This window comes from Aeromonas sp. s10, from assembly GCF_040907975.1.
In the GTDB taxonomy this organism is placed as follows: Bacteria; Pseudomonadota; Gammaproteobacteria; order Enterobacterales; family Aeromonadaceae; genus Aeromonas; species Aeromonas caviae.
This window is the reverse complement of sequence record NZ_JBFOCV010000006.1, coordinates 342,869-357,020: the sequence shown is the minus strand read 5'-3', so window position 1 is coordinate 357,020 and position 14,152 is coordinate 342,869. Positions and strand designations below refer to the sequence as shown.

10 protein-coding genes are annotated in these 14,152 nt (G+C 64.6%); 7 read left to right on the top strand and 3 right to left on the bottom strand.

What is annotated here, in order from left to right; all coding sequences use genetic code 11:
* Positions 1–109: 109 nt before the first annotated feature.
* Together AB5Y59_RS02115 and AB5Y59_RS02110 are read left to right on the top strand one after the other, a co-directional pair.
* A complete protein-coding gene (locus AB5Y59_RS02115) occupies positions 110–472 on the top strand; it encodes a DUF2750 domain-containing protein (RefSeq protein WP_010674427.1) in 363 nt (120 codons plus the stop codon).
* A 147-nt stretch (positions 473–619) separates the two neighbouring features.
* The gene (locus AB5Y59_RS02110; RefSeq protein WP_010674428.1) at positions 620–1,114 is read left to right on the top strand and encodes a hypothetical protein; all 495 of its coding nucleotides are present in this window, start codon (positions 620–622) and stop codon (positions 1,112–1,114) included.
* Here AB5Y59_RS02110 and AB5Y59_RS02105 read toward each other — a convergent pair.
* Complete coding sequence (locus AB5Y59_RS02105) at positions 1,077–2,714, bottom strand: EAL domain-containing protein (protein WP_368211404.1); 1,638 nt, start codon at positions 2,712–2,714, stop codon at positions 1,077–1,079. The genes AB5Y59_RS02110 and AB5Y59_RS02105 overlap by 38 nt on opposite strands.
* Before the next feature lie 188 nt (positions 2,715–2,902).
* On the opposite strand from AB5Y59_RS02105, the gene glgC reads away from it, so the two are divergent.
* A complete protein-coding gene (gene glgC / locus AB5Y59_RS02100; protein WP_039038908.1) occupies positions 2,903–4,177 on the top strand; it encodes a glucose-1-phosphate adenylyltransferase in 1,275 nt (424 codons plus the stop codon).
* Positions 4,178–4,235: 58 nt separating this feature from the next.
* On the opposite strand, the gene AB5Y59_RS02095 is transcribed toward glgC, so the two are convergent.
* Positions 4,236–6,236, bottom strand: a complete 2,001-nt coding sequence (locus tag AB5Y59_RS02095; RefSeq protein WP_368211402.1) for a hypothetical protein — start codon at positions 6,234–6,236, stop codon at positions 4,236–4,238.
* Positions 6,237–6,382: 146 nt separating this feature from the next.
* Positions 6,383–6,934 (bottom strand): lipoprotein, encoded by a 552-nt coding sequence (locus tag AB5Y59_RS02090; protein ID WP_139737085.1) that lies wholly within the window; start codon positions 6,932–6,934, stop codon positions 6,383–6,385.
* A 320-nt stretch (positions 6,935–7,254) separates the two neighbouring features.
* On the opposite strand from AB5Y59_RS02090, the gene AB5Y59_RS02085 reads away from it, so the two are divergent.
* Genes AB5Y59_RS02085 through amoF form a run of 4 tightly spaced genes read left to right on the top strand, consistent with a single transcriptional unit; the run spans position 7,255 to position 14,142 of the window.
* The gene (locus AB5Y59_RS02085) at positions 7,255–8,448 is read left to right on the top strand and encodes an isochorismate synthase MenF (protein WP_368211400.1); all 1,194 of its coding nucleotides are present in this window, start codon (positions 7,255–7,257) and stop codon (positions 8,446–8,448) included.
* Complete coding sequence (gene amoE / locus AB5Y59_RS02080) at positions 8,445–10,106, top strand: amonabactin biosynthesis (2,3-dihydroxybenzoyl)adenylate synthase AmoE (RefSeq protein ID WP_368211398.1); 1,662 nt, start codon at positions 8,445–8,447, stop codon at positions 10,104–10,106. The genes AB5Y59_RS02085 and amoE overlap by 4 nt, the downstream gene beginning before the upstream one ends.
* Positions 10,107–10,129: 23 nt before the next feature.
* On the top strand, positions 10,130–11,056 hold the full coding sequence (amoB, locus tag AB5Y59_RS02075) for an amonabactin biosynthesis bifunctional protein AmoB (RefSeq protein ID WP_368211397.1): 927 nt from the start codon (positions 10,130–10,132) through the stop codon (positions 11,054–11,056).
* Positions 11,053–14,142, top strand: a complete 3,090-nt coding sequence (gene amoF / locus AB5Y59_RS02070) for an amonabactin biosynthesis non-ribosomal peptide synthetase AmoF (protein WP_368211395.1) — start codon at positions 11,053–11,055, stop codon at positions 14,140–14,142. The genes amoB and amoF overlap by 4 nt, the downstream gene beginning before the upstream one ends.
* Positions 14,143–14,152: the final 10 nt, after the last annotated feature.

Here is a 14,152-nt window from a genome sequence, read left to right as displayed (position 1 = left end):
GCTTTTTCGGGATAAGGCTTGAGTCTGGGGGGCTTTTGGGACACCATCTGCCCCATTCTCGGCCAGCCCTGGCCGACAGCCTGCCATTGCTTTGCAAGAGAGAGACCCCATGAGCAAACTAACTGACAATCTTGACGCCAATTTCCAGCTGTTCATCGAAGAAGTCCGCGAGTCGGGTCAGGTGTGGGGTCTGCGCTACGGTGAAGACTGGGTGGTGTGCCGCTCCGCCGAGTTCGAAGATGCGGACGTGATGCCGCTCTGGTCCGCCGAAGGGGATGCCCGCCTGCACTGCGTGGACGAGTGGGCGGATTACGAGCCGGAAGTGATCGAGCTCGAAGAGTTCCTGGACATCTGGATCAACGATCTGGACGAGGATGACGTGCTGGTCGGCCCGAACTGGAACGCCGATCTGGAAGGCCAGGAGCTCGAGCCCATCGAGCTGGCCAAGGCGCTGGTGGAACTGGACGCCTGAGTCTGCCGTCCTGCCGGATTGTGATGAACCGGCCCCCTTCGGGGGGCCGGTTTTTTTATGGCCGCCATGGGCCATGAAAAGGCGATTTGCCTTTGCACCCGTCCCGGGGATGGGTCATCATCAACCCTTTGCCGATCGGGAGGTGCCATGTTTGTCTTTGACGTGACCACGAAGGCGGGGGCGCAGGGGAGGATCCAGGTGCAGGCGCTGGACTGGAGCCAGAGCGGCCCGGTGAGCTTTCAGTGTGACAGCGACGAGCTGGCCCTGGTGCTGCTGAGCGGGTGCCGCTGCGATGCCGTGGGGTACTTCAATCTGCTGGGGGGCTGCAAGCCGCTCTACGTGGAGCAGTGGCTCACCTATTTGCAGGAGCGTGGCCAGCTGGAGAAGGTCACGGCCCGCCAGGAGAGCCCGTCCCAACCCGATTACCTGACCCGGGCCGGGCTGGCGGACGACGAGCTCAATGCCCTGCTCGGCCAGATCTACAAGGTGGCCGGGTTCAACCGCCTGCAGATCAACCGCTACCTCAAGCATCGCCACAACCCGACCATGCTGGCGACCCGTTACGATCAGAAGGAGCTGGAGCGCTATCGCCAGCTCAACGACATCATTCTGACCCTGTTGAAGCTGAAACCGTCTCCGTGAAGATCCCCATCTGACCGATCTCCGGTCCCAGCTCCTGGGGCCGGGCGATGAGGTAGCCCTGCAAGCCGTCCACATACATGCTCTGCAGCATCTGCTTCTGGCCTATCTGTTCCACCCCTTCCGCGATCACCAGGCAGCCCATGCGATGGGAGACGTCGACGATCATCCGCACGAACTGCTGATTGGTGAGATCCTGCTCCAGCTCGGTGATGAGTCCGGGGTCCAGCTTGATGTAGTCGGGTTTGAGCTCGCGAAACAGGCTGAAGGAGCCGATCCCCTTGCCGAAGTTGCAGATGGCCGAGCGGCTGCCGTGGCGCCTGAGCAGCTCGAACAGCCGCCTGGACCCGGTCAGGTTGCGCTCCAGGTGCTCCTCGTCGAGCTCGAACACCAGGTTGGCCCCGATGTCGGGGTCTTTTTGCAACTGGTGATCCAGCCAGATGAGAAAGGCGCTGTTTTGCAGCAGGGAGCCTGGCAGATTGAGACCCCATCGGCTGTTGTGGCCTCCGAAGGCGCGGTATTGGCGGATGACGTGGCGGATCACCATCTGGGTCAGGCGCAGTACCATGTCCAGCCGCTGCGCCATGGCGAGCAGGGTATCGCTTGGCAGCACGGTGCCGTCGCTGCTGCAAAAGCGGGGATAGATCTCGTGATAGGCGAGCATGCCGCGATGCAGGGGCTGGATGGGCTGGCAGGTGAAGTTGACGCTCTCCTGCTCCAGCAGATCGGTCAGCACCTGGGTCCAGTGACGCTGACCCTGCACTTCGACCACCTCGTCGTTCTGCTGGATGGCCCAGCCATTGACTACCTCTGTCTGGGCGCGGGCCAGCGCGAGATCCGCCCGGGCCAGAATGGCCTCTATCTTCTGCTCGCTGCTCAGGCGGGTCATGCCCGAGTAGGCGGCGCTCTCGAGCTCGTGATCGTGCTGATAGCGATCGAAGGCGAGCTTCAGATCCCGTCCCAGCAGATGGGGCGGGATCTGGGCCAGGGGGGGCAGCAGGACGGCAAAATCGGCCCCCGAGATGCGATAGACCCGGTGGCCCGGGAAGCGGCTGACGGTGTGGCTGATGAGGGCGGCGATGTCCCGGATGTAGGCATCCCCGGACTGGAAGCCGCGCTGGGCGTTGAGGGTCCCGAGCTCGGTGGCGCGGATGAGCACCAGGATGGCGGTCTGGGTGTTTTCCTGTTGCAGCAGCTCGGTCAGATCGCGCCGGAAGGCGTGGCGATTGCCAAGCCCCGTCATCTCGTCCCGGGTCGCCTGATTGTGCAATTCGGTGATCTGGCGGTGGGCATCGATCTCGGCCTCATTGAAGGACGCAAGGAGCTGGCGCAGAGCCGTTTGTGCCTGTACGCTGTCGAGCATGGCGGGATCCCGCTGCTGCAGCGCCAGCAGCCAGCGTTGCTCCTGCCTCGCCTTTTCTCCACGGCGCACGCTGTGGGTGAGAAAGAGCAGCAGGGCGAATCCCGTCAGGGTGGTCATCAGGACCAGCAGCAGGGTGAGCGGTGAGGCGGGGGGGGCGAGCAGCACTCCCTGCAACAGCAGTATGGGAATGCAGACCAGTGCGCTGACCAGCAGCAGGTTTCCCTCATGTTTATTCAACATCGTTTCATCCTTGATGATGTTCATGATGTAGAAATTCTAACCAAGTCGCTGGCGCAAAACATGAGTACTCACGCAACTCCACGATAAAGCGCCGGCGGAATGCAACTAAATGTGAGTGAAAACACTTTCATGGTCTGTAAAAAAAGCGAAGATGGGTTGAAAACAGCCCCAACAGAGCAGAGGTAGATATGTTGCTAGAACCCGTAGACACCGCCAAAGCACGGCAACTATTGAATCAGAGTATGGCCTTGGTGCTCGCAGGGGGACGGGGCAGCCGCCTGAAGCAGTTGACCGATAACCGCGCCAAGCCCGCCGTCCACTTTGGCGGCAAATTCCGTATCATCGACTTCGTGCTCTCCAACTGCATCAACTCCGGCATCCGCCGGGTGGGTGTGGTGACCCAGTACAAGTCCCACAGTCTGTTGCGCCACCTGCAATCGGGCTGGTCTTTCCTGCGCTACCAGATGAACGAGTTCATCGACTTGCTGCCCGCCCAGCAGCGGGTGGACGAGGTGCACTGGTATCGCGGCACCGCAGACGCCATCTACCAGAACGTCGACATCATCCGTGACTACGGTCCCAAGTACATCGTGGTGCTGGCAGGGGATCACATCTACAAGATGGACTACGCCGCCATGCTGCTCGATCACGTGCGCCTCGGCGCCAAGGTGACGGTGGCCTGTATCGAGGTACCGCGCTGCGAGGCATCGGCCTTCGGCGTCATGGACATCGACGAGCAACGCAAGATCCGCGCCTTCGTGGAGAAACCGGCCAATCCGCCTGCCATGCCGGGCTGCGAGGATCGCTCGCTGGCCTCCATGGGCATCTACATCTTCGAGGCGGAGTACCTCTACCAGTTGCTGGAAGAGGACATCCACAACCAGGAGTCCAAGCACGACTTCGGCATGGACGTGATCCCGCGCATCGTGGGCGAGGGCAAGGCCTTTGCCCATCCGTTCAACATGTCCTGTGTCGGGGCCAAGGAGGGGCAAAAACCCTACTGGCGCGACGTGGGGACCCTGGATTCGTTCTGGGAGGCGAACATGGACCTTGCCTCCGTGGTGCCCGAGCTCGACATCTATGACGAGAACTGGCCCATCTGGACCAGCCAGAACATGTCGCCCCCGGCCAAGTTCGTGCAGGACAGAAACGGCCAGCACGGCATGACCATCAACTCCATGTTTGCGGGGGGCTCCATCGTGAGCGGCTCCTTCGTGCTCAACTCGGTGTTGTTCACCAACGTGCGGGTGCACTCCTTCTGTACCCTGGATCAGGCGGTGATCTTCCCCGGGGTCGAGATCGGGGCTGGTTGCCGCTTGCGCCGGGTGGTGGTGGACAAGGGGTGCAAGCTGCCAGACGGCCTGGTGGTGGGGGAGAACGCGGACGAGGATGCACGCCGCTTCTACCGCTCCGAGCAGGGCATCGTGCTGGTGACCAAGCCGATGCTGGCCAAGCTCGGCTAACCTCGTCGACACAGACAAAAAAAGGGAGCCCTGGGCTCCCTTTCTATTGGTGGTCGATTTATTTCTCGCTGACCAGGGCCTTGCCGGCCATCACCATGGCGGTGCCATGCTTGCCACCGGCGGCGGTCACTTGCGGGACGCCATCTTCGTCGGTGTCGCTGCCGGCGCCCTCGATGACGTTCTCGCCGGAGTCGCCGACCCACTCAGCCATCTGCATGCCGCCGTTGACGGTGCCACGGAACCAGCTCACGTAGCGCTGGGTCAGCTGGGCCAGCTCCAGCTCGGGTGCCTTCTCGGCCCCTTCGTTGCGCAGGTTCAGCATGGCAGAGCGCAGGGCGCCGGAGATGGCGGCCTGGGTCCAGGGGGTGTATTCACCCTGCTTGCCGGCGAGCCAGGTTCCGGCCTTGGCATTGAAGTAGGCCTTGTCGGCGGCGATGAAGAGCTCGCGCGCCGCGGTGCGGTACTTGGCATCCGAGGTGGCCAGGAAGGCGGCGGTCAAGCCGCGGATGGCGGCGAACTGCGCGTCGATGGACTGACCGGCGTCAAGCTTGCCGCCCAGGGTCAGACCGTCATGGACCAGGCCATTCTTGCCCTTGAGGTTGGCGAGGATGAAATCGGCCTGCTTGCGGACCAGTGCGATCGCCTGCTCACCCTGTGGGGTCTTGAGGTTCAGCTCGCCATTGTCACCGGCGGCGTAACCCACCGGCAGCGCATCCTGGGCGCGCTGGAAGATCTGCAGGGCGACCAGGGCGTAGGCGGCGTCGAAGGTGGTGACGTGCCCGGCCTGTTTGCCAGCCTGCCAGCTGTCGACCAGGGTGCCAGCCTTGGGCTCGAAGTGCAGGGCCTGCAGGTTCTTGAAGGTGAGGTTGGAGAGGTTCAGGGCCAGGGAGAAGGCATCACTGCCCGCCACCGCCTTGCCCAGATCGTTGGTCTGGTTGGCAGCCGGAGCGGCGGCGAACGGGGCACCGTCAAACACGGCGTGGAAGGCCGGGTTCTGATTGGTGTTGGCCGTGCGCTGATCGCTGAAGGCGTAGAACTCGGAGAGGGGCCACAGCAGCATCCAGGCGTCGCGCAACTGGGCGGAGCCGTCCACGACCTCCAGCTTGCCGATGGCACCGGCGTCATTCTTGCTGGTCTCGGTTACCTTCACCTGATGAGGGAAGTAGACAACCTCCTTGGCCGGATCGTACTGCGGGGTGATTTTGGCGCCCAGGGTCTTGCCGTCAAAGCCGAGCTGACCTTGCAGGATGGCGAGCTTGTCGATGGACTGCTCGGTCAGCATCATGCCGTTGAAGCCGTCGGCGGCAGAAACCCCCAGCTTGTGCTTGCCGTCCTGATCCATGGTGGCGGACGCGGCTTCCACCTCTTCATCGGTCTCGGCTACGTGCATGCCCCCCAGGAAGTCCTGGGACCACATCACCTCCTTGAGCAGGATGCCGCCCACGGCGGCTGGGACCAGCAGGTTGTCACTGCCGCTCCAGCGCAGGGTGGCGTAGTCGCGGAAGTAGGCGGGGACCTGGGTCTTGACGCTCTTCTCGTTGCCCTTGGCGGTCTTGATGGTGATCTGGTCACCGTTGACCGGGGTGGCGTTGACGGCTTGCGCAAACTCCGGGTTGGCGGAGGCGTAGGGCAGGGAGAGGGGATACATGCCCTGAGGAATTTCATCGGCGGGGAAGCCGACGGCCTCGGCCATGGCCAGTACCCGTTTGCCCAGGTCGGCCAGGGTGCCGCCACGGGCCTGGTTTTGCGGCCCGTTTACCAGATGGGGGCCCATGCCGGACTGGTAGTTGAGGGCGTACATTGCCTCTTCGGAGTATTCATAGGATTCGATCCCGGCGGCGAAGTCGAACGGGGTCGGCTCGTCGGCGCGGTTGGCGTCCAGCACATCCAGATCCAGACCGAGGGCCTCGGCCAGCGGCTCGCCGGAGAGCTCGAATTCGGTGTAGGCCAGCATGTTGGCGGCGGTGTTGAACGTCTTGTCCTCCACCTTGACGGCAGCCTGTGCGGCGCTGCTGAGGAGTGCGCAGGCGATCGCCTGCACCAGTACGGTTTTTCTCATGTCCTTCTCACCATATTGTTGATTTTATTATGACGCTTCTCATGAATCTAAATGAGAATGGTGTGCATTATGGGGCAAAGGGCGGGGCTTGAGAAGAAAAAAACCGCGCCCCGGTGGGGTGAAGAGGAGAGGCGCGGCGGCAGGTGTCACATCAGTTTGAAGGGGATGACCAGTCGGCCCGGCTCCACCTTGAGGGCTTCGACCTTGTCCTTGATCCGCGCCTCGTTCTGGCGGCTGCCATCGAGCCGGTAGACGGGGGTCTGGGAGAGGAACAGGGAGAGGGACTGGTTGAAGGTGGGCAAGAGCGGGGAGAGGGCGGTGCCCACGTCCGCCGGCTCGGTCTTGACAGAGATGAGCTCAAGATCGCGCAGATAGATGGCGCCCTGTTCGGCCACGTAGTCGGGGCGGGCACTCAGGGAGAGGCGGATCTTCATCTGCTGGCTGCCCAGCGGGCTCGCCACCTGCAGCTCGCCGGCGGCATCCAGCTCGACCTTGTCGGCCTGGCTGCGGCCGATGCGGCTTTGCATGTCATCGAGTCGGATCTTGCTCGACATGATGCCGGGGATCCCCAGCTGTTTCTCGAAGGCGACTCGCTCCTTGAGGTACTGGTTGATCTCCCCTTCGCTGACGCTGTACTGGGTCAGCGAGCAGGCCGCCAGCAGCAGGGCGAAGGGAAGCAGAAGCAGGTGTTTCAACATGGGAGGGTTCCATTTTCGGGGCTGTCACAAGAGGTGGCGCCATCTTAGAGGCAAAGCGGGTTGGCCGCCAGTGGGGCCTCTATGACCGGTTGCTGTCGCATCCCCCATATGGGGATGGCAATCCGTTTTCATTCGAGTAGCTGTTTCCCTTCACCGCCAGCAGGCCCGCCCTGGCGTCATCCCCGACATACCCACAAACAAGCTCCTGTTTTAGCGATGCAAAATCCCATTGACCCCGTGATTTCAAAGCGAGTATTTTACCGCCGCACAAAGTCAAATTGATAATCATTATCATTTTGAATCTTCTTTGAGGGTATAACGTGAATACTCGTGTAATGGAAAATGGCGCACCTGCCGAGGCGAAGATGTCGCCTGATTTCTTGTTTACCTCGGGTCAGGGCACTCTCAGTGCCACTGACCTGGGCCAGCCTATCACCACCCCCGCCTGTGAATGGCCTTTGCTAGAACAACAGATTGCCGACGCGCTGGCAGCGGCCAGTGCCGCCGGCCAGGCCAACCCCCTGCTTATCGGTGCCTTCGCGTTCGATCCGGCGGAAGCCTCCTGCCTCTATGTGCCCGGCCGCTATAAGCGGGGTGAGCGCCTTATCCCGCAGGAACAGGCGCCGGCGATAGACGCTGTGGCAGAGCAGGCCGTCGAGGCCAACCGGGTCATCTCGGTGCAGAGCACCCCGCCGGCCAGCGAATTCCAGGCCTCGGTCAGCGCGGCGCTGGATGCGTTTGCCCAAGGCCGGCTGTCCAAGGTGGTGTTGTCGCGCAAGCTCACCCTTACCCTGCATCAGCCTGCCGACCCTAAGCAGGTGCTGGCCCGTCTGATGGCCCAGAATCCCCACGCCTTCCACTTCTCCCTGCCGCTCGGCCAGGGCCGCCGCCTGCTTGGCGCCAGTCCGGAGCTGCTGCTGCGGGTCAGCGGGGGAGAGGTGTTCACCCACCCGCTGGCGGGCTCCGCCAGACGGGCGAGCGAGCCGGCGCAAGACGAAATGGTCGCCCGGGATCTGCTGGCCTCTCGCAAGGATCAGCATGAACACAAGTTGGTGATCGACGAGATCCGCCGGGTGCTGACCCCCCACTGCCGCGAGCTGGCGATCCCCGCTCATCCATCCCTGATGAGCACGGATACCCTCTGGCATCTGGGCACCCCCATCGCCGGCCGGCTGCACGGCGGCGAGGCATCGGTGCTGTCACTTGCCTGCCAGCTCCATCCCACCCCGGCCCTGTGCGGCTATCCCACCGATCTGGCCCGTCAGTTTATCCGCGAGCAGGAGCCCTTCCGGCGCGCCCTGTTCAGCGGCATCGTCGGCTGGTGCGACAGCCAGGGCAACGGCGAGTGGGCCGTGGTGATCCGCTGTGGCGTGCTCGATGGCCATCAGGTCGAGCTGTTCGCCGGCGCCGGCATCGTCGCGGGTTCGGATCCCGCCATGGAGTGGGCCGAGACCGGCACCAAGCTGAGTACCATGCTCAAAGCCCTGGGCCTGAGTCCGGAGGTGGCGCAATGACGCAGTCCAACCGCTTCCTGCCCTATACCCGCTGGCCTGACGCGTTGGCCCGGCACTACCGCGCCAAGGGCTATTGGCGCGGCGAGCCGCTGACCGCCATGCTGGCGCGTCAGTGCGAGCTGGCCCCCGACGCCGAGGCCATTCTCTGCGGCGAGCGTCGCTTCAGTTATCGTGAGCTGGACGCCGCCTCGAGCCGGCTGGCCGCAAATCTGGCCCGCCATGGCCTGGGGGTGGGGGACACCGCGCTGGTGCAGCTCCCCAACGTGGCCGAGTTCTATCTGGTGTTCTTCGCCCTGCTCAAGGCCGGCATCGCGCCGGTCAATGCGCTCTTTAGCCACAACCGGCTGGAGCTCCTCTCTTATGCCGAGCAGATCACACCCCGCCTCTTTGTCGGTTCGCTGGCCCATCCGCTGTTTGCAAGCAAGGGTCGCGAGAGCGAGCTGCTGACAACCATCGGCGCCGAGCTGGTGCTGCTGGATGGCGATGGGGGGGAGCTGGGGCTGACCCGCTGGTTGGCGAAGGTGGCTGAGAGTGAGCCGGTGAAATCTGGCCCGACTCCGGCGGACGAGGTGGCCTTCTTCCAGCTCTCCGGCGGCAGCACCGGCACCCCCAAGCTCATCCCCCGCACCCATGACGATTACCTGTACAGCGTGCGCCGCAGCAATGAAATCTGTGAATTGGGGCCCCATACCCGCTATCTGTGCGCCCTGCCGGCGCCCCACAACTTCCCCCTGAGCTCCCCTGGCGCCCTGGGGGTGTTCGAGGCGGGCGGCACAGTGGTGCTCGCGCCCGACCCCAGCCCCATCAGCTGTTTCCCGCTCATCGCCCGCCACAGGGTCAACCTCACCTCGCTGGTGCCGCCGGCGGTCTCGCTCTGGCTGCAGGCTGCGGAAGCGGATCCCGCTGCGCGCACCCAGCTCGAGAGCCTCGGCTTGCTGCAAGTGGGCGGCGCCAAGCTGGGGGAGGCGGTGGCCAACAAGATTGGGCCGCTGCTCGGCTGCCGGCTGCAGCAGGTGTTCGGCATGGCGGAAGGGCTGGTGAACTACACCCGGCTGGACGACCCCGACGAGAAGGTCATTCACACCCAGGGCCGCCCTATGAGCCCGGACGACGAGGTGCGCATCCTCGATGAGGCGGGCAACCCGGTTGCCCCCGGCGAGCCTGGCGCCCTGCACACCCGCGGTCCCTACACCTTCCGCGGTTATTACCAGAGTCCGGCCCACAACGCCCGGGTGTTCGATGCCGAGGGTTTCTACTGCTCCGGCGATCTGGTGGTACAGGATGCCGATGGTTACCTCACCGTGGTCGGGCGGCAGAAGGATCAGATCAACCGGGGCGGCGAGAAGATCGCGGCGGAAGAGGTGGAAAACCAGCTGCTGCACCACCCGGCCATCACCCATGCGGCCCTGGTCTCCATGCCCGACAGCGCCATGGGGGAGAAGAGCTGCGCCTTTATCGTCAGCACCGATCCCGCCTTGAAGCCGCTGGCCTTGCGCAAGTTTCTGCGCGAGCGCGGGGTGGCGGACTTCAAGCTGCCCGACCGCTTCGAAACCCTGGACGCCCTGCCCATGACGGCGGTGGGCAAGATTGACAAGCAGGGGCTGCGGGCGCGCATTGCGCACCTCATCGCCGCCAACCAGTCCCTGACAACCGCATAAAACTAAAAAGGAATCATGACGTTATGGCTATCCCAACCCTGAACAATTACGCCATGCCCAGCCAGTGGAAGGCCAACAAGGTCAACTGGTCTCTGGATCCCAAACGCGCCGCCCTGCTGATCCACGACATGCAGGAGTACTTCACCGCCTTCTATGGCGAAAACAGCCCGCTGATCGCGGCCCTGACTGAGCGCCTGGCCGCCGTGCGCAAGCAGTGCAAGGCCCTCGGCATCCCGGTCTTCTACACCGCCCAGCCCAAGGATCAATCCCCTGAAGATCGCGCCCTGCTCAACGACATGTGGGGCCCGGGTCTCAACAAGCGGCCCGAGCAGCAGCAGGTGGTGGCAGCACTCTGCCCGGAGCGTGACGACACCGTGCTGGTCAAGTGGCGCTACAGCGCCTTCCAGCGCTCCGAGCTGGAGCAGATGCTCAAAGCGCTGGGACGGGATCAGCTGATCATCGGCGGCATCTACGGCCATATCGGCTGCATGATGACCGCCTGTGATGCCTTCATGCGCGACATTCAGCCCTTCTTCCTGGCGGACGGGGTGGCGGACTTCTCCCTGGCCGACCACCAGATGGCGCTGGACTATGTGGCGACTCGCTGCGGCAAGGTGATCCGCTGCGAGGAGGTGCTGGCGCTTGCTCCGGCTTCCGCTTCTGCCGCCCAGCCCACCAATCCCTTGCTGACCAATCCGTTGCTGACCTACGAGGGGCTCAAGGCGCGGCTGCTGAGTCACATCGACGAGGATGAAGATGAGTTTGACCCCGACGAGAATCTCATCGACTACGGTCTGGATTCTGTGCGGATTATGGCCCTGCTCACCGAGTGGCGCACCGCCGGGGTGGAGCTCGGCTTCGTGGATCTCGCCAAGCTGCCGACCCTCAACGGCTGGTGGCGCCTCATCGAGGCCAGGCTGGCAGCCCAGGCGCTGGAGGTGACCCCATGAACCGCTTCCCCTTGACCATCCCCCAGCAGGGGCTCTGGTCCGGACATCTGCTCAACGACGACAAGGCGATGTTCAACACCGCCGAGTGCATCGCCTTCGACGGCAAGGTCGAGGCGGCCGTGCTGGCGGCGGCCCTTGCCAAGGCGGTGGGGGAGTGCGAGGCGCTCAAGGGCCACTTCGAAGACGATAAGGAGGCGGTCTGCTTCGTCTCGCATGAGCTGCCCCTGGCCTATGAAGAGGTCTCTCTCGAGCGCGATGACGAGACGCTGGCCCGCGCCTGGGCCTGGGCCGATCTGCGCCGCCCGTTCGAGCTGACCACGGAATCCCCTTGCCGCTTCGCCCTGCTGCGCGGCCCGGGCCGCGATTACCTCTACAGCTGCGTGCACCACATCGCCCTCGACGGCTTTGGCACCACCTTGCTGTTCCAGCGCATCGCCGAGCTGTATGCAGAGGGGCTGGCCGGTGAGATGAACTCCCCATCGCCCTTCGGCTCGTTGGCTGAGGTGCTGGCGGAAGAGGCGAGCCGCGAGCAGAGCGGCAAGAACGCCGCCGCCCGCGCCTTCTGGCAGGAGCAACTGCAAGGCTGGCCCGAGGTGAAGTCCTTTGGCGAGACCCGCGCGCCCATCGCCGCCGAATTTGTCCGCGAGAGCCGTCCGCTGCCAGCGGCACTGTGGCAATCCCTGACCGGCTTTGCCGACGAGCACAAGCTGGGCTGGCCCGATCTGCTGCTGGCCGGCCTCTCGGCCCAGCTGTCGCTGTCGAGCGGCCAGGATAAGACCCTGCTCGGCCTGATGATGATGAACCGCATCGGCTCGGCGTCGCTGACCGTGCCCTGCATGCAGATGAACATTACCCCGCTGGCGCTGACACTGGGTGAAGAACTGGATCTGGCGGGAGCCGCCGGCGCCGTGGCCAAGGCCAAGCGCGGGGTGCGCAAACACCAGCACTACCGCTACGAGCTGCTGCGCCGCGACCTTGGCCTGGTGGGGGGCGAGAAGCGGCTGTTCGGCCCCCTGGTCAACATCATGCCGTTCGATCACGCTCGCCGCTTCGGGCCGCTATCTGCCCATATTCTCAACATCAGCGCCGGGCCGGTGGAGGATCTCACCATCGAGGTGCAGGTCGGCGTCGATGGCCAGCCACGCCTGGATCTGGACGCCAACCCCGGCTGCTACCAGCAGGGGGATCTGGCGGCCATCGCCGATACCCTGTTTGCCCTGCTGGGGCGCTGGCTGGCCGAGCCTGCCCAGACCCTGGGGACGCTCAAGGCCGATTGGCTGGCCGAGCAGCGAGTCAGGGCCCTGATCGCCGGCCCCGCCCATGAAGCTCTCCAGGTGCGGCCGGTGCTGGAGGCGCTCTGCCACTTCGCCGCCCAGACCCCGGAGAAGGTAGCGCTGGAGCTGGGAGAGGCCCGCTTCAGCTACGAGGCGCTGCTGGCCAGATCCGAACAGATGGCGGCTGCCCTGCAGGCCGCAGGCGTCGCCCCCGGCGACAAGGTGGGGGTCATGCTGGCCCGCACCCCACAGGCCATCTTCGCCCAGCTGGCGGTGCTGCTGGCGGGCGCCGTCTATGTGCCCCTCGACCCCGAGCAGCCGCTGGAGCGTCAGGGCCATATTCTGCGGCTGGGGGAGGTCAAGACCCTGATCACCCAGGCCGAGTACCGCCACAAGCTGGCCAGCCTGTTTGAGGGGCGCACCCTGCTGGCGGGGGATCTGGTGAGCGATGATCGGCTCAACCAGCCGGCCGCCGGCCGCGCCGTCGCCTACCTGATGTTCACCTCGGGCTCGACCGGTCAGCCCAAAGGGGTGGCGGTGAGCCACGACGCGCTGGATCACTTCGCCGCCGCCGCCCGCTGCCGTTATCACCTGGATGAAGAGGCGCGGATGCTGCAATTCGCCCCCTTCAACTTCGACGCCAGCATCGAGGAGGTGTTCGCTACCTTGAGCGCCGGCGCCACCCTGGTATTGCGCACCGACGCCCTGCTCGAATCCATGCCCGCCTTTGCGGCCGGGGTGGAGCAGATGGGGATCACCCACCTCGACCTGCCCACCGCGTTCTGGAACGAATGGGTGGTGGCGCTGACGGCGGGTCAGGCCCACATTCCTGCCGGGCTTACCACCGTCATCATCGGCGGCGAGGCGGTCTACCCCGAGCAGCTGGCCCAGTGGCAGCGCCAGGTCCGCTTCGATGTGCGCCTGTTCAACACCTACGGCCCCACCGAGACCACTGTGGTGGTGACCACCCAGGAGCTGCAACAGGAAGACCCGAGCCAGGCCCAGTTGCCCATCGGCCTGCCGCTGCCCGGCATGCAGGCGCTCATTCTGGGGGCGGGGGAGCAACCTGCCGAGGAAGGTGAGTTGGTGCTGCTCGGCCCACAGCTGGCCAACGGCTATGTGGGGGGCGTGCAAGGGAGCTTTGGCACCCTGCGGGTTGGCGCGGAGCTGATGCCCGTCTATCGCACCGGCGATCGGGTGCGCCTGGTGGCCGGCCGGCTGGTCTACCTCGGTCGGCGCGACAATGAATTCAAGATAAGCGGCTATCGCATCCAGCCCGGCGAGGTGGAGGCCCAGCTGCTGGCCCTGCCCGGGGTGGACGAGGCGTGCGTGCAGGGGGTGAGCATCGGCAGCGTGCGCCGGCTGGTGGCCTTCGTGGCGGGGCCGGAGCGCGACAGCCGGGTCATCAAGGCGCAGCTCGCCAGGGTGCTGCCTGCCGCCATGATCCCCACCGACTATCGCCACTATGACCAGTTGCCTCGCACCGGCTCCAACAAGCTGGATCGCAAGGCCCTGCTGGCCGCCTACCAGGCGGGCGGCGAAGCCCTGACCCTGGGCAGCGAGACCGAGAACCGGGTCGGCGCCATCTGGCAGCAGATCCTGGGGCTCGCCACCATGGCGCCCACGGACAACTTCTTCGAACTGGGGGGCCAGTCCCTGCAGACCATCCAGATCGTCAACCGGCTCGGCGCCGAGTTCGGGGTGCAGGTCAAGGTCTCCGACGTGTTCGATCACCCGCGACTCGATGACTTCTGCCGCTTCCTCGACGGCCTGCTTGCCGAGGACGAAGAGAGCGTGGAGATGGTGTGGTGATGGATAAGGA